This is a genomic window from Clostridium intestinale DSM 6191 (genome assembly GCF_900130055.1).
Classification (GTDB): Bacteria; Bacillota; Clostridia; order Clostridiales; family Clostridiaceae; genus Clostridium_T; species Clostridium_T intestinale.
This window is the reverse complement of sequence record NZ_FQXU01000011.1, coordinates 87,090-103,115: the sequence shown is the minus strand read 5'-3', so window position 1 is coordinate 103,115 and position 16,026 is coordinate 87,090. Positions and strand designations below refer to the sequence as shown.

The following is a 16,026-nucleotide window of genomic DNA, read 5'->3' as shown; positions in this document are numbered from 1 at the left end:
TTTTTATTATAGTTGCTTATTTTTATCCTTTTGAGTTAAATTAAATACACGCTTTGCTAATGTTTCTAATATATACATTACAGGTAATTGAGTTGTTATATCAAAGTACTTATAAGTTTCATATTGCACATAATAAGATATGTTTATATCAGACATCTGAGCTAAAGTACAACTTTTACTATTTGTTATACTTATAATAGTACTATTTTTTTTCTTTAATCTTGTTACATGATTTATTATAGTAGGAGTTTCCCCTGATACTGATAAAGCAATTGTTACCCCATTATCTAAGTATTCTCCGCTTACAGGATAAAATGGATCATCTATATATACTGCAAATTTATTTAAAGATGCAAAATAACGAGAACCATAAGTAGCAATAGCCCCTGAATTCCCTATTCCTATAATTAATAAATTACTTGATTTGTATATTGCATCACAAGCCATTTTCATTGAATCCTCAAAATCCTTTGTTGCTGCTCTATTCATAAATTCTATAAAAGTACTTTTATCATCATTTAAAAGTTTGCCTTCTTCTTCCTCAATAAACATCTTTAGTTTAACTTTAAACTCTGCAAATCCATTACAATTCATTTTTTTGCAAAATCTCAATATTGTTGTTGTTGATACATGAACTTCATCAGCTAAATCTCTTATTCTCATATATATAACTTTATCTTTATTTTTACTTATGTAGTTATATAGTAGGAACTCTAATTCATTTAAAGATTGTATTTCCTCTGGACTAAACATTATATCACTCCTATTTAAGTTCATTTTGGAATTGCATTACGTATATTTTAACATATTAGTATCATTGAAACAATTATTGGATGAAATAGATATAATTAAAGACAACAAAAAAAGAACTATGTTAACATAGTTCTTTTCTGGTGCACCATCACGGGTTCGAACCGGGGACACCCTGATTAAGAGTCAGGTGCTCTACCAACTGAGCTAATGGTGCATAAAATGGAGCGGGTGATGGGAATCGAACCCACGTAACTAGCTTGGAAGGCTAGGGCTCTACCATTGAGCTACACCCGCAATAACACAAGAATTATTATACATATTATGCATAATCTTGTCAAGTTTTTTTTGGCTGGGATGGCAGGATTTGAACCTACGAATACCGCAGTCAAAGTGCGGTGCCTTACCGCTTGGCGACATCCCAAAAAAACTGGTGCGTCTTAAGGGATTCGAACCCCTGGCCCACGCCTTAGAAGGGCGTTGCTCTATCCAGCTGAGCTAAAGACGCAACTCACATTGTTTATTATATTTACTCATAAAATAAATGTCAAGTTTTTTATAATATTTCAGTAAGCTTTTTAGCTAGGACGTCCTTAAGCTCTTCTCCACTCTTTTTAATAGAGGATGCTGTTTTACAGACTCTTATGAAATTGTTTTCATCCATGCCTATTTTATCCTCAATTTTATTATCACTATTTAATAATTTCCCAGTTTCTAATACAAAAGCTCCTAAGTCCTCAGCTTTAGAAAAAGTCTTTAAATATATGAACTCAGTATTGTCCCCTAGCCACGTCTTATTAAAATCTATAGAGAATTTTCTAAGTTCTAAAAGAATCCTATCTTCACTTAAATCCCAGCATTTTTTTATCATATTTAAATGCCTTCTCATATTATTTTCTTCTTTACTTGTTATTTTTTTATCTCTAGCAGCTTTACTAATCACTTCTTCGGTTGTATTGTATGGAATAAAGTTGATCTTTTCTTCCCTACTGTATATCCACTTATAAAAAGCTTCTTGCAAAAAAGAATATTGTATATACCCTAATAATGCTTTAGCATTTGGAAATGGTGCCCAGACATTCTCTATACCAGTATTTTTACAAAAAATAAGGCTATGGAGATATACAGTTTTCTTATTTATAGGTTCATCTACAAATACATGACCTCTTATAGTTCTGCTTTTGTTTATCTGTTCTTTCCAGTAGTCAAATGAATTAAATTGCATCCTCAAATTCATCACCCTCATTTTTAATATATCTATAACTTTAGTATATAGTATTATTTACCCTATTTCAAGCTCTCCAATTACTTTTAGTTTATCCCATACAATCTTTAATGTTCATATTTTCATATTCACTTCTATAGATTGAACTTTTACTCCCAATATCATATAATATTAGTAAATAAAATATTTTGAATAGGAAGGTGTTAGTTGATTGTATTATTGTGAGATTTGTGGAAAAAAAGCTGATATTCATCACATTGTTCACAGAAGTGAAGGTGGATTAGATTTCCCTCTAAATTATAAATATCTATGTCAAGAGCATCATCGAGGTAAAAATGGTCCACATAGATGTGAGGAAACAGACCTTAAGTATAAGTTAGAGTTACAGAATAAGCTTTTAAATATATTACCAAAAGAATATTATACGGTCTATGAGTTATCAAATATTCTTAACATCTCCAATAACTCCTTTAAAAAACTAACTAAAAGTTTAAAGTTATATAAAGAAGGTTACCTAAAAGAGGATATTATATTCTATCTTATGGGCAATTACTTTTACACCTACGAAATGTTAGAAGATTTGAAATTAGCTCAATTAGCATTAAAATTATCGTAAAAAAAGAAACAGCTTTAGCTGTTTCTTTTTTTGGAGCGGAAGACGGGATTCGAACCCGCAACTTTCACCTTGGCAAGGTGACACTCTACCATTGAGTCACTTCCGCAATTGGTGCAGATGAAGGGAGTCGAACCCCCACGCCGTAGGCGCTAGATCCTAAGTCTAGTGCGTCTGCCAATTCCGCCACATCTGCAACTTCTACATTTAATATTATACATGTATTTAACAAGAAATCAATAATAAATTTACTAATTTAATGGAAAAATTATAAATCGGTGATTATCTTATATAATAACCACCGATCTTGATCCTTCATTAGTTTCTTTATTGAATTTAATATAGTATTTTATACACGTATTCTTTAGTATTTATTAATTATCTTTTGTATAGTTAAATTATATATTTTTCACCATATTTCGTCAATATATTTGTAACAACTTTCTATTAATTATTTTTCGACATTGATTTTAATACCATCTATATATAATATTAAAATATTTATTTCAATTCTATAGCTTTCACTTCACTTTTATCCTCTATAATCTTCATTAATTTATAATTTTCTTCCGATTTAGAACTTGTTAGTATTCCTGAACTATTCCATATGGATCCATCCTTAAACACTAGAGTAAACTTATGCTCCTTCCAGCTATACTCTTCAACTATAATTCCTATATCATCATAACTATACTTTTTTTCTAATATTGAAAAATAATTATTAATAATGATACCTTGGTTATTTATATTAGAATAATAAAGCATACCTAAAAAAATATACACGGATAATACAGTAAGTATAACTTTAGAGTAAATCCTATATATCTTAGAGCTAAAATATATTCTTATTATCATTTCCTTTAAAGTAAAACATCTTTGTTTACAGAACATAAAAATTATAAATTCTTCATAAGATTCTTCTAGTATTGCTTTAAAAAGTCTTTTAACTATTATGTTTGAGAGATGTAGAGAAAAGATTAACGCTGGAAATATCCAATATTCTTTCCTTACAACCATGGTGTTCATCATATCAAAACCTGCATTTAACCCAATCAAATCAAAAAAATTAACTATTATCAAAAATAACACTAGATATATTAACCACGCCATTAAATAATATACAATTAAATAGCTGCTATACTTTTCTTCTAAATCTTCATATATATACTTTTTAGTGAAGTTTGGTATATATAATATAACTAACTCTCTATACTTAGATAGTAAAAAACTAAGTATTATTGTAAACACACCAGCTACTAGCCCTCTTAAAAGAATCAATATTTCTTCCTCCAGCAATTATATGATTTATTATATGAGACAATCTATAAAAGATTGCTTTTAATTTTTCTAATCTATTGACATACAAAATTTTTAAAACTATAATTATCTAAAACAATATTGAAATTCTATGATGAGAAGAGTAAGCTTTTTTATATTTTCAGAGAGAAGATACATTGGTGTGAGTATCTTTAAATATGTTCAGCTGAAAACCACCTCTGAGTGACTCTAATAAAGTCCGTTACAATCACGTTACGATTTTCTTAAGTGGCTATTAGTTAGCAATTTAGGGTGGAACCGCGGGAATTAATACTCTCGTCCCTTTATTTTTATTGGGACGGGAGTTTTTTTGTTATTTAAATTTGAAAGGAGATATAAAATAAAATGGTTAAAATTACTTTAAAAGATGGATCTATAAAAGAACTTGAATCTGGTTTATCAGTCTATGAAATAGCTAAAAGTATTAGTGAAGGTTTAGCTAGAGCTGCATGTTGTGGTATTGTTAATGGAAATGTGGTTGATTTACGTTATGTAGTTAATGAGGATGTTGAATTAAGTATATGCACATTCGATTCCGAAGAAGGTAAAGCTGCTTTTAGACACACTGCTTCTCATATGTTAGCTCAAGCAGTTAAAAGATTATATCCTGACACAAAGCTAGCTATAGGGCCTTCTATAGAAAATGGTTTCTATTATGATTTTGATAAAGATGGAAACTTTTCTCAAGATGAGTTAGACAAAATAGAAAAAGAAATAGCTAAAATAGCTAAAGAAGATTTAAAAATAGAAAAGTTTGAACTTCCAAGAGCAGAAGCTTTAAAACTAATGGAAGAAAAAAATGAACCTTATAAAATAGAACTTATAAACGACCTTCCTGAAGATGAGGTTATATCTTTCTATAAGCAAGGTGAATTTGTAGACCTTTGTGCTGGTCCTCATCTTTTATCCACTAAGACAGTTAAAGCAGTTAAATTAATCAGATCTGCTGGAGCTTACTGGAGAGGAAACGAAAAAAACAAGATGTTATCTAGAGTTTATGCTACTGCCTTCCCTAAAAAATCTGAGTTAGATGCTCACTTAGAGGCTTTGGAAGAAGCTAAAAGAAGAGATCATAACAAACTTGGCAGAGAGCTTGGAATATTCACTACTAATGAAAATGTAGGTCAAGGACTTCCACTATTAATGCCTAAAGGAGCTAAAATAATTCAAGTTCTTCAAAGATGGATTGAAGATGAAGAAGAAAAAAGAGGTTATTTATTAACTAAAACACCTTTAATGGCCAAAAGTGATCTTTACAAAATATCTGGTCACTGGGATCATTATAAAGATGGTATGTTTGTTTTAGGAGATGAGGAAAATGATGTTGAGGTTTTTGGGTTAAGACCTATGACTTGCCCATTCCAATATACAATCTACAATGCTGAACAACACAGCTATAGAGATCTACCTAAAAGATATGCAGAAACTTCTACTTTGTTTAGAAACGAAGCTTCTGGTGAAATGCATGGACTTATAAGGGTTAGACAATTTACTTTAGCTGACGGTCACTTAATAGTTACACCTGAGCAATTAGAAGATGAATTTAAAGGAGTTGTAGATTTAATAAAATATGTAATGACAACTTTAGGAATTCAAGATGATATAACTTATAGATTCTCTAAATGGGATCCAAAAAATAAAGAAAAATATATAGATGACCCTGAAGCTTGGGAAAAAACTCAAAACTTAATGAGAGATATTTTAAATCATCTAAATATTGATTTTTATGAAGCTGATGATGAAGCTGCCTTCTATGGTCCTAAGCTAGATATTCAATTTAAGAATGTTCATGGTAAAGAAGATACTATAATAACAGTTCAAATTGACTTTGCTATTGCTGAAAGATTCCAAATGACTTATGTTGATAAAGATGGAGAAAAGAAAACTCCTTATATAATCCACAGAAGTTCTATAGGTTGTTATGAAAGAACTCTAGCTATGCTTATAGAAAAGTATGCTGGTGCTCTACCAACTTGGCTTGCTCCAGTTCAAGCTAAAATACTTCCTATATCTGATAAGTATAATGACTATGCTGAAGAAGTTAGCAAAACTTTATTAAACAAGGGTGTTAGAGTTGAAGTTGACTATAGAGCAGAAAAAATAGGTTATAAAATAAGAGAAGCAAGATTAGAAAGATCTCCTTATATAATAGTAGTTGGAGAAAAAGAAGCTGAAAACAAAGAAGTTTCTGTTAGAAGTAGAAAAAATGGAGACGAAGGTGCTCTATCTTTAGAATCTTTTGTTAACAGAATAACTCAAGAAATAGCTAGTAAAGAGAACTAAAAAAGAGGCCTAGGCCTCTTTTTTTTATTTAAACTGCTCTAAGTAACTTTTTAAAAGAAGTTATATTCCCATCAAGTTTTAGTCTCTCTAAAGCCTCCTGTATTTTGCTTTCACCTAAAGTATTTATATATAATGCCAGCTCATCTCTCTTTTCCCCTACTAATTGTAGATCTGGGAACTCTAATCTTAACTTTTTAATAACATTTTTCTTTTCCTCTGTTTTTATCCTTATTAAAACTCCTACCTCACTATCTATATATCTATTTACTAATATTTCATTAAGATAATTCTCAGAAGTTTCTTTTCTTCCTCTAATTATATCTAAAACATCCCCAAAAACAGCTGAGCCTGTTGGAAGCATTCCAGCTCCTTTTCCAGTAAAGCTAACCTCTCCCACTGCATCTCCATGGAACACAACTCCATTAACTTCATTATTAATAGTAGAAAGTATACTTCCTTCTTTAACTAAGGCTGGTCTTACAGAGGCATACACCTGATCCCCTTCCATTATACTTTCAGCTATTAACTTTATTCTATACCCAAGTTCCTTTGCATATATAAAATCTTGTCTTTCTAAATTATTTATACCCTCTATGTTTATATTTTTCCATGATATTCTATTCTTATAGGCTATAGTTGATAATATAGCAAGCTTTCTTGCAGCATCATATCCTAAGACATCTGAATCAGGATTAGCCTCAGCAAACCCTAAAGCTTGAGCTTCTTTTAAAGCCTCTTCATAATCAATATTTTCATTGTACATTTTAGTTAAAATATAGTTAGTAGTACCATTTAATATTCCTCTTATACTTTTTATACTATTTCCTTCTAAAGATTCTATCAGTGGTTTTAAAATAGGAATTCCTCCACCTACAGAAGCTTCAAACTTCAGCGTCAATCCACTCTCTTTAGCTAAAGATAATAGTTCTCCACCATACTCCGCTATAAGATCCTTATTTGCAGTTACCACATGTTTTTTAGCTTGTAGTGCCCTTTTCACATATTCATAGGCTGGATGTAATGAGCCCATAACCTCAACTACAATATCGCTTTCTTGACTAAAAAACTCCTCAACATTATCAGTTAAATATTCACTATACTTTTTACCCTTATGTTTGCTTAAACATCGTACAAGTATAGAAGACACTTCTAAATTGTCTATCTTGCTTTTGTTATTATCTATTAGTTCTATTAATCCGCTTCCTACTACTCCATAACCCATTAATGCAATTTTTGCCATAAAAAAAGCCCCCTTATTAATTAAAAGTGGCCTTTTACCAAATATAAAAACAGCTAAAGCTAAACTATTAAACAGCTTACTTATAGCGAAATAAAAAAATTACTTCTACTATAAGATAAGCAGAAATAGCTAATAAAGCACATTAATATATGTATGCAAAATTATTATTCCTCTTATCTATCAGGATATACCTGCAGGATTTAGCACAATTCCAACATAATGAGTGTTAGCTGTTGCTAGGTTTCATAGGGCCAGTCCCTCCACCATTCTTGATAAAAGACCATTTTGTATTTTTCATTACTTTTATTATACTTCTACCATATAAAATTGCAATGATTTTTAAATAAATAATTATTTTTAAATATAGTAACCTTTTTCATTATACTTAATAATATATTAAAAAGAAAAGGTTTTCCATCTCTTTCTATCACATTTTAAGGAGTTGATATTCAATGAAAATTCTTCCTAACAACAGTTGTTACACATTGGAAGAAATAAAACAACAGCCTAAGTTATGGCAAAAAATATATTATTCTATTAAAAGCAAAAAGGATGAAATTAATAATTTTCTAACGCCCTTACTAAATAACACTATATCTAGAATATTATTAATTGGTTCAGGTGCATCTGCCTATGTAGGAGATACCCTTATGCCCTATTTATCAGAAGAACTTAAAATTCCTGTAAACTCTATTCCAGCTTCAGAAATTTTAAACAATCCATATACTTATTTAAAAGACTTATCTAATATACTAGTAATTTTATATTCTAGATCAGGAAATACTAAAGAAACTTTAGATGCCTTAAATACATGCACAAAGCTATTACAAAATTCTCATTTTATACTAGTAACAAGTAATACTGAAGGTATATTCTTAAAAGAATACTCAGATAAATCAAATTTTTATATACTCACACTGCCAGAAGAATCAAATGATAAAGGATTCGCTATGACCTCTTCTTATTCCTGTATGGTTTTATCCTCAGTCTTACTATTTAATATTAATAATTTAGAAACCCAAAAATTATATTTAGAAGAAACATTGGTTAATTCAAAATATATACTTAATACAATTTGGAGTGATACACTAAACATAGTTAGAAGAAACCCAAGTAGAGTTCTTTATGTAGGTACTTCTGAACTAAAAGGAATGAGTAATTACTGTGCATTAAACACCTTAAAATTAACAAACGGAACAGTATACTCATTAAGCTGGTCTCCTTCTGATATCAATCAAAGTATAAAACCTTTTATAAATGACAATACATTAATATTTTTATTTAAATCCGTAAGTAATCCTGATATAGATTATAATAAACAATTTCTAGATATCATAAAAACTCAAGATAAAAAACCATTTGTCATAGTAGTATCTGAAAATTCCTCTTATTTAGATTCCTGCAATAAATGCTTTTATGTAAACTATAAAGATTCTATATTACCTAACATATACTTGGCACTTAACTACGTTTTATATGCTCAAATATTTAACTACATGTATTCCTTACATCTTGGTTTATCTCCAGATTTACCTTATTCGTGACACTTATATGTAAAGTCCTCAGTGACTATATGATCTACAATTTTATCATAACTTTCTGTAGGAATGAAATCTATCACTTGTATGGAGTAGGCAATTGCTATTTTTAAAGTATTACTATTATATTGCGCTAAATATTTATCATAATAGCCTCCTCCATAACCTAATCTTTTCCCTTCCTTAGTAAAAGCTACTCCTGGCATAAGTATAAGATCACAATCTGCCTTAAGCTCTTCTCCATCTTCAGGCTCAAGTATTCCAAAAACTCCAGGTTTTAACTTGTCTAGTGAATCTATCTGTATAACCTTCATTTCCTTATTTCTAACTCTAGGAACATATACCTTTTTCCCATCCTTTAATGCGTCCTCTATTATACCAATAGTGTTAACTTCACTTCCAAATCCAATAAAACAAAAAATACTTTTAGCTTCTTTATAAAAAATATTACTTAAAATTTTATTTTTTATTTTTTCACTAAATTTGTTTCTTAAATCCGAATTAAGAGCATCTCTCTTATCTATCATTGTTTTTCGTATATTTATTTTATTCAAAAAAATCACCTCATTATAAAAGTAAGGCAAGAATAAATTCTTACCTAATTATTTAACCCTAAATATTTATTTAAAATATCTTTAAACCCATTATCTATTAAAGCTTCACTAACTAATCCTTTTATCTCATAAGATGAAGTATTAGAATTATCTTTTCTTAAGTTTTTAACCATATTTTCAATATATCCTACAAGAAAATTTAAATCTGATTCATTTAAATATGTTTCATTATCTCTGGCTGAATTTTCAATGCTAGTAGATAATTTCTTTTTATTAAAAATCTCTATTCTTCCGTCTTTTTTTATAATTTCCATAAAAACACCTCTTTTCTTTTATTATAACATTTAATTTAATATTTATTTAGAAATATATTCTTGTTTCAAGTTTCTTCATAACAAAAATAAGGAGCTGCCTATTATTAAAGGCTGCTCCCTATAATCTTTATGATTCTACATAGTTACTTATTGTATCTTGAGCTTTTGTTAAAGCACTTTGTACTGCATCACAAGTTTGTTGTATTCTTGCTTTGTTTTCTTGTTTTTCTACACTTTGTAGAGCCTGATCCAAATGTTGTTTAACCTTCTGTAAATCATCTATTGAACATTCTACATTTTGTCTTGCATTTTTCATTATAAATCCCTCCAAGAAAATAATATTTGTGATCGAACACAATATTATTATTATCTTTTATAAGATTAAAATACTACTAAATACTTAACTAATTTAACATAAATTTTATAACATTAAATTATTATTTTTGATTAATTATATCATTAACATGAACATAGGGATTTATGTATCTTTTTCTATTAACCGTCTTTTTACCTATATTTATAGACTTTTTAGGGCAGGCTTGTATACATGCCATGCATTGTTGACATTGATGTTTCCAGCTTGGAACTCCATTCACTAGATATATATTATCAACAGGGCATATCTTTTGACACAAACCACACCTTGTACAATTTCCATCTATAACAAGTTTTTGATCTTTAAAATTTACGTTTCTGATAAGACTTCTATAAAGAGGTGAAATAGTATAATAATATAAGCCTTTTTTTATAGGTTTTATTTTATTATCCTTAACTAAGTTTAATTCTCTCAATAAAATTCTTTTTTCTTTTTCGATTAGATTTTTAATATATTCATCATTTTTAACCTTATATATTTTAATATAATTATCCGGCATAGTAACATAATGGCTAAAACTTAATTTATTATTTTGTTTTTTCAATATAGAATCAATTTGCTTCATAGGTACACCTTCTGTACCACCTTTAGTACTAATAGCAAATACATATGTATTTTCTTTAACTTTTAATTTTTCCATAAATTCCACAACAATTTTAGGTAACCCTCCATAATACATTGGAAAAATTACACCAACTTTATCATAATTACATTCTATGTTTTCTTCATTTATTAGCTTAGCTATAGGAACTATTTCGCAATCACCTAAATAGCAAGCCGTTTCTCTAGCTATATAGAGAGAATTACCTGTTCCAGTAAAATAGTATATAATTGTATTCATTTCTTTTCTCCCCATAAAAATTATCCCCTAGAATAAGTATAAATAAATTTATAGAAAATACAAATACAAATTCTTTCATTTTATGTTAATAAAAACAAGGTAGATAAATTTTAAATATTTATCTACCTATTTAATCTTACTTATTTTTCTTTTTACCTTTTTTATTATTTTTATTATTTTTGTTCTCTATAACAGGCTCTTTAACTTCTTCAACCTTTGGAGTTTTTTTCTTTTTTATAAAATAAAGTACAACCTTTACTGCACCTATAGCTAAAAGTAAAATCCCTATTCCAGATTCAACAGTTATAGTTCCATCATTTTTCATCTTACCTGAAAAATATAAAATAACTCCTAAAGAAAGATAAAATAATGCAGGTAGTTGAGTGCTTTGTTTCTTTTCTTCATTATTGTTTTTCTTATCCTTTTCCATCTATTTCCCATCCTTTTAAACTATATAATATTAACATTATATCACAGCAATTTATTTTTAAAAGGTTTTCAGTATTTAATTTACATTATTATAAACTTTTAATAGAGGTAATGCACAGATTATTCCTACTATAATCATAATATCTTTTATACTATAAAAATCAACAATGTTTTCTTCTCCTACATAAATAAAAACTATTGCACCAATAAAATTTATAAGAAATCCAACACCTAAGCTTACCATAATAAAAAGCAATCTTTTTTTTCTTAAATCTACATAAAACTCTTTTAGCTTTTTAAAAATTACCATTATAGCAATATAGAAAGCTATCAGTTTCAATGCTAAAGTATCTAACTCAGCATATCTACCTATATATATAGAATATGTATACAAAATCATTCCTAATAAACTAATCCCTTCTAGCTTTTGCTTGTCTATTTTTCTTGATCTAACTAAAATACTGCTTTCTTTTCTTATAGCATATTGATATAAAAATATAATCCCGCTTGATACTATTCCTATTGCAATTACAGCTAGCCTATTACCTAAGGTCATTCTTAACCCAACCCTATCTAAATTTAAGTTTGTAATTAAGAATATTATAAATCTCAAACTTAACTCTGAATTTTTATATTGAACTATATCTTTAGAATATATGGTTTTACTTTTATTAATATAAACAGAATTTACAGTAATCAATATTAGCTGAGAGTAAAACAGAAGAAGTATAATTAGTCCGTTTTTTAAATGATTATAGTCACTCTCCTTACTTATAAAAATTGAATAAATAACACATAAACTATATGCTATAATAGCAAAAATCATATCTTTCCTTATAATATTATAATTTCTAAACAATACTACCTTACCGCCCATTCTTCTTTTTTAAACTTAAAATTAAATATATAAATAGTATATATATTATAGGTTGTACTATAGAATAAACTACTAATAAAATTATTTGTCTATTCTCTTTATAAAGAACATTTAAACCAACATTTACTAGAAATAATAGTATAACTAATATCCAAGCTATTATCCTATGTATAGTTATAAATCTAATTTTTTTGCAATTAAAAATTATAAATATTGTTACTACTGCTGAAATAATTATTTCTATAAAGAAATCAAAAATCATGTCCACCTCTTCAAGTTTATTTATTTTTAGTTGATAATATCTTACTTCTCTTTATTCATTATATAAATTATCTAGTGCTTATTAATATATAGCCATACATATAAATACTGATAAAATGTTTATAACTGTTATCGATAATATAATTTTCTTTTCTCTCTTTGTAATTCCTGTATTTCTATTAATAAGATTGCTATTAAAAAGAGATACTAAAACTAAATTTAACGGTACCATAACAGTTTCATTGATAATTATCAAATATATATTGATAATGAATATAGTCACACTTACTACTACTGAATATATAAGCGAATTTCTATATTTAGAGACCTTCATAAATTTACTCCTTATACACAATTTATCTCTTTATCTTAAGAGACATTAATAGATATATTAATAAAATAAATATAAATGGAATAAGTTGAATGTACCAAACCAACTCCATTGCCATAAAAATATCATTCAATATCATAGCAATAATAATAGAACATACAAGCAGCGTATATTTTCTTTTCATCCAACAATCCGCCTCCCCCTAAACCTCATTTTACTCTAACTGCTTAAAATATTTTAAATAAACACATTCCTATTAGAAAAATAAGGCATCCCCTATTATATAAATTATAGAAGCATTCCTCATTCTCACTTACATTAATATTTCCTATCGCAATTCTTATAAATCTCACAATAAGGAAGATAAAAATCCCAAGTGTAATTATAGGAAAAAATGATAGCACTCTACTATCTCCATTAACAGTTAAATCAATCATAGCTACTGATAGTGCAACAATATTTATAATTGTATATATTATAAAATCTTTTTTATGTATTTCAAGTTTCCTCATTGATTCTCTCTCCCTTAATTTTCATTTATTAAAACTATGTATATATAAATTAATATTAGCACGTTATCTACTATTAATGTTCACAATGTAATAAACGTATAAAAATTAGCAATAATCGTAGATTATCTACACGAATTCTCTATATAATTCCATCTTTCCTTTTCCAACTCTTAAAATTATATTTAATCCTTAAACTTAGAAATTTGTAAAATTTTAGTTCTTTTTGTATTCTCAATACTTCCCATACTAAATTAGTTAAATTATTTTTTAAATTTAATCAAATTTTCATAATAATCTTAATACTATTTTTCCTTTTTTTATGATATAATTGTACTTAAAATTACATATATTTCATCTTTAGGAGGATTTTATTATGAAAGCAGCTTTTTGGTACAATAAGAAAGATATGCGAATTGAGGAAATCGACGAACCAAGTGTCCCTAATGATTCAGTAAAAATCAAAGTAAAATGGTGTGGAATTTGTGGATCAGATTTACATGAATATGTAGCAGGTCCTATTTTGATTCCTACAGAACACCCTCATCCACTTAGCGGAAAAACTGCTCCTGTAGTTCTTGGGCATGAGTTTTCTGGTGAAATTGTTGAAGTAGGCAGTAATGTATCTAAACTTAAAATTGGTGATAGAGTTGTTGCTGAACCTATGATAGTTTGTGGCAAATGTCCATCATGTCTTGAAGGTAAGTATAACTTATGTACAAGCTTAGGATGCCATGGACAGTGTGGTACTATAGGAGGATTTTCTGAATATAGTGTACTACCTGAAAGATTTGTACATAAAATTCCTGATGAATTATCTTATGAAAGAGCAGCCTTAGCTGAGCCAGTAACTGTTGGAATGCACTCAATAGATAGAGCAAACTTCAAAATCGGACAAACTGCCTTAGTTCTTGGAGCTGGTCCAATTGGTCTTGGAACTATAGAATGCTTAAAAGCAGCTGGAGCAAGTCTTGTAATTTGTTTTCAAAGAAAATCAGTAAGACAAGAATATGCAAAACGTGCTGGAGCAGATATAATTCTTGATCCAAACGAAGTTGATGTTGTTTCCAAGATAATGGAGATTACTGGGGGAGTAGGAGTAGATGCTGCTTTCGAAACAACAGGTTCTGAAATAGGCTTTACAACTGCTTTTAACAGCATTAAATCCGATGGAACACTTGTTATTACAAGCCTTTGGGAAAGCGAAGTAAAATTCAATCCAAACTTCTTAGTATTTTTCGAGAAAAAAATTGTAGGTACAATGGGTTATAGAAATAATTATCCAACTACAATAGCTCATATGAATAATGGAAATATAAAAACTGAAGGATGGATAACTAAAAAAATTCACCTTGATGACATAGTTGAAGAAGGATTCGAAACACTATGTGGTCCTGATAAAAAGAACCATGTAAAAATCCTTGTTACCCCAGATAAATCATTGTTATAAAAACTTACTAAAAGAAAAATATAATAATAAACGTGAGGTGTCGCATAATGGAAAATAATCAAAAATTTCTTAATGTAAATATAATAGGAGTAGGAACTTATCTTCCTGATAATAAAGTAGATAATGAATATTATATTAATCACTTTAAAGAATTAAAAGGAATAGACATTACAGGCGCTTTAGAATCTATAGGTAGAGATTACAGACATATCTCCACAGATTTAGATGAAACAATTATAACTATGAGTACAGAAGCAGCTTTAATTGCTCTTAAAGAATCAAATACTAATCCAGAGGAATTAGATATGGTTGTTTTCTCTACAGATAGTCCTGAATTTACAACTCCAACTAATGCAATTAAATTAGTAAATGCTATTGGTGCAAAAAATGCAAAGTTAGTATATGATATTAACGCAAACTGTTTAGGTATGACTCTTGGTTTAGATCAAGTAAGTAGAACTATGAAAACTAATAAAAGATTTAAAAAGGCATTAATAGTAGGAAGTGTTTTAATAAGTTCAATAGCTAGAAAAGATGATTTCCTTACATATGCAACCTTTGGAGATTCAGCTTCCGCAGTGGTATTAGAAGCTGTTGAAGAATCTTACCAAAGAGGAGTTATTGACTCTGTTTCTTATACAGATTCAGATCAACATGCAACATCTCAAAGCCCAATTAATGGATTCTCAAGATATTTAAGAACTGATGTTACTGATAAAGAAGAGTTAAAATGGTTCTCTTATCCTGTAGAGTCTGCTAATTATCCAAGCATATGGTCAGACATGATAAAAGATTTACTTTCTGAGCATCAAAAAACACAATTTGATATAGACTTTTTTGCTCTTCCACAGTTTACTGAACCTCTAATAACTGATACATTAAAGGCATTAGATATAGAAAATATAGATGAGCACTATAACTTTGTTTCAAGAAATATAGGTTATACTGGTACAAGCTGCGTTATTTTCTCAATTAAAGATGCTTTAAATAAAGGAAAAGTTAAAGAAGGCTCTAGCGTAATATTTGTAGGATCTGGTGTTGGTTTTTCAACTATGGCACTATACTATAAATTCTAATTAGATATATATGAAAAAAGAGAACCAAAATTCTGGTTCTCT

19 protein-coding genes, 6 tRNA genes, 1 riboswitch and 1 other annotated feature are annotated in these 16,026 nt (G+C 28.5%); of the genes, 5 read left to right on the top strand and 20 right to left on the bottom strand.

Features of this window, described 5'->3' with window-relative positions:
* Positions 1-6: 6 nt before the first annotated feature.
* The 6 genes from BUA92_RS16860 to BUA92_RS16835 all read right to left on the bottom strand — a co-directional run bounded on the left by BUA92_RS16860 (position 7) and on the right by BUA92_RS16835 (position 1,975).
* Entirely contained in the window at positions 7-753 is a 747-nt protein-coding gene (locus BUA92_RS16860; protein WP_073021498.1) for a MurR/RpiR family transcriptional regulator, read from the bottom strand.
* Between the two features lie 138 nt (positions 754-891).
* Positions 892-967 (bottom strand) — tRNA-Lys (locus BUA92_RS16855).
* Positions 968-973: 6 nt separating this feature from the next.
* Positions 974-1,047: transfer RNA gene (locus tag BUA92_RS16850), tRNA-Gly, on the bottom strand.
* A gap of 52 nt (positions 1,048-1,099) precedes the next feature.
* Positions 1,100-1,174 (bottom strand) — tRNA-Gln (locus BUA92_RS16845).
* Positions 1,175-1,181: 7 nt separating this feature from the next.
* Positions 1,182-1,258 (bottom strand) — tRNA-Arg (locus BUA92_RS16840).
* A 48-nt stretch (positions 1,259-1,306) separates the two neighbouring features.
* Complete coding sequence (locus BUA92_RS16835) at positions 1,307-1,975, bottom strand: hypothetical protein (RefSeq protein ID WP_139259366.1); 669 nt, start codon at positions 1,973-1,975, stop codon at positions 1,307-1,309.
* Between the two features lie 211 nt (positions 1,976-2,186).
* Here BUA92_RS16835 and BUA92_RS16830 point away from each other — a divergent pair, with 211 nt between their 5' ends.
* Positions 2,187-2,591: an HNH endonuclease gene (locus tag BUA92_RS16830; protein ID WP_073021493.1), complete on the top strand. Its 405-nt coding sequence runs from the start codon at positions 2,187-2,189 to the stop codon at positions 2,589-2,591.
* A 31-nt stretch (positions 2,592-2,622) separates the two neighbouring features.
* Here BUA92_RS16830 and BUA92_RS16825 read toward each other — a convergent pair.
* From BUA92_RS16825 to BUA92_RS16815, 3 genes are all read right to left on the bottom strand, one after another.
* Positions 2,623-2,697 (bottom strand) — tRNA-Gly (locus tag BUA92_RS16825).
* 3 nt (positions 2,698-2,700) lie between these two features.
* Positions 2,701-2,784, bottom strand: a tRNA-Leu gene (locus BUA92_RS16820).
* A gap of 305 nt (positions 2,785-3,089) precedes the next feature.
* Complete coding sequence (locus BUA92_RS16815; RefSeq protein WP_073021491.1) at positions 3,090-3,866, bottom strand: hypothetical protein; 777 nt, start codon at positions 3,864-3,866, stop codon at positions 3,090-3,092.
* A gap of 121 nt (positions 3,867-3,987) precedes the next feature.
* Positions 3,988-4,192 (top strand) — a binding site (T-box leader).
* Positions 4,193-4,250: 58 nt separating this feature from the next.
* Here BUA92_RS16815 and thrS point away from each other — a divergent pair.
* Positions 4,251-6,188, top strand: a complete 1,938-nt coding sequence (gene thrS, locus BUA92_RS16810; protein WP_073021489.1) for a threonine--tRNA ligase — start codon at positions 4,251-4,253, stop codon at positions 6,186-6,188.
* A gap of 28 nt (positions 6,189-6,216) precedes the next feature.
* Here the strand turns inward: thrS and BUA92_RS16805 are convergent, their stop codons facing one another.
* Complete coding sequence (locus BUA92_RS16805; RefSeq protein ID WP_073021487.1) at positions 6,217-7,428, bottom strand: homoserine dehydrogenase; 1,212 nt, start codon at positions 7,426-7,428, stop codon at positions 6,217-6,219.
* Positions 7,429-7,598: 170 nt separating this feature from the next.
* A riboswitch (SAM riboswitch) is annotated at positions 7,599-7,707 on the bottom strand.
* 173 nt (positions 7,708-7,880) lie between these two features.
* On the opposite strand from BUA92_RS16805, the gene BUA92_RS16800 reads away from it, so the two are divergent.
* On the top strand, positions 7,881-8,972 hold the full coding sequence (locus BUA92_RS16800) for an SIS domain-containing protein (RefSeq protein ID WP_073021484.1): 1,092 nt from the start codon (positions 7,881-7,883) through the stop codon (positions 8,970-8,972).
* Here the strand turns inward: BUA92_RS16800 and BUA92_RS16795 are convergent.
* From BUA92_RS16795 to BUA92_RS16755, 10 genes are all read right to left on the bottom strand, one after another.
* Complete coding sequence (locus tag BUA92_RS16795; RefSeq protein ID WP_073021481.1) at positions 8,963-9,520, bottom strand: 5-formyltetrahydrofolate cyclo-ligase; 558 nt, start codon at positions 9,518-9,520, stop codon at positions 8,963-8,965. The genes BUA92_RS16800 and BUA92_RS16795 overlap by 10 nt on opposite strands.
* 44 nt (positions 9,521-9,564) lie before the next feature.
* Positions 9,565-9,834, bottom strand: coding sequence for an ATP cone domain-containing protein (locus BUA92_RS16790; RefSeq protein WP_073021478.1), 270 nt, complete (start codon positions 9,832-9,834; stop codon positions 9,565-9,567).
* Between the two features lie 127 nt (positions 9,835-9,961).
* A complete protein-coding gene (locus BUA92_RS16785; protein WP_021800281.1) occupies positions 9,962-10,150 on the bottom strand; it encodes a hypothetical protein in 189 nt (62 codons plus the stop codon).
* A gap of 121 nt (positions 10,151-10,271) precedes the next feature.
* Complete coding sequence (locus BUA92_RS16780; protein WP_083553564.1) at positions 10,272-11,066, bottom strand: EFR1 family ferrodoxin; 795 nt, start codon at positions 11,064-11,066, stop codon at positions 10,272-10,274.
* A gap of 121 nt (positions 11,067-11,187) precedes the next feature.
* The gene (locus tag BUA92_RS16775) at positions 11,188-11,481 is read right to left on the bottom strand and encodes a hypothetical protein (protein ID WP_073021475.1); all 294 of its coding nucleotides are present in this window, start codon (positions 11,479-11,481) and stop codon (positions 11,188-11,190) included.
* Between the two features lie 75 nt (positions 11,482-11,556).
* Positions 11,557-12,306, bottom strand: coding sequence for a hypothetical protein (locus BUA92_RS16770; RefSeq protein ID WP_139259365.1), 750 nt, complete (start codon positions 12,304-12,306; stop codon positions 11,557-11,559).
* 40 nt (positions 12,307-12,346) lie between these two features.
* Positions 12,347-12,619: a hypothetical protein gene (locus BUA92_RS16765; protein ID WP_073021471.1), complete on the bottom strand. Its 273-nt coding sequence runs from the start codon at positions 12,617-12,619 to the stop codon at positions 12,347-12,349.
* An 81-nt stretch (positions 12,620-12,700) separates the two neighbouring features.
* Positions 12,701-12,952, bottom strand: a complete 252-nt coding sequence (locus BUA92_RS16760; protein ID WP_073021469.1) for a hypothetical protein — start codon at positions 12,950-12,952, stop codon at positions 12,701-12,703.
* 22 nt (positions 12,953-12,974) lie between these two features.
* Positions 12,975-13,133, bottom strand: a complete 159-nt coding sequence (locus BUA92_RS23385) for a hypothetical protein (protein WP_175550923.1) — start codon at positions 13,131-13,133, stop codon at positions 12,975-12,977.
* 43 nt (positions 13,134-13,176) lie between these two features.
* Entirely contained in the window at positions 13,177-13,461 is a 285-nt protein-coding gene (locus BUA92_RS16755; protein ID WP_073021466.1) for a hypothetical protein, read from the bottom strand.
* Between the two features lie 373 nt (positions 13,462-13,834).
* Between BUA92_RS16755 and BUA92_RS16750 the strand changes: the two genes are divergently transcribed.
* Both BUA92_RS16750 and BUA92_RS16745 read left to right on the top strand, forming a co-directional pair.
* Positions 13,835-14,908, top strand: a complete 1,074-nt coding sequence (locus BUA92_RS16750; RefSeq protein ID WP_073021463.1) for a 2,3-butanediol dehydrogenase — start codon at positions 13,835-13,837, stop codon at positions 14,906-14,908.
* 47 nt (positions 14,909-14,955) lie between these two features.
* Complete coding sequence (locus BUA92_RS16745) at positions 14,956-15,984, top strand: 3-oxoacyl-[acyl-carrier-protein] synthase III C-terminal domain-containing protein (RefSeq protein WP_073021461.1); 1,029 nt, start codon at positions 14,956-14,958, stop codon at positions 15,982-15,984.
* Positions 15,985-16,026 lie beyond the last annotated feature (42 nt).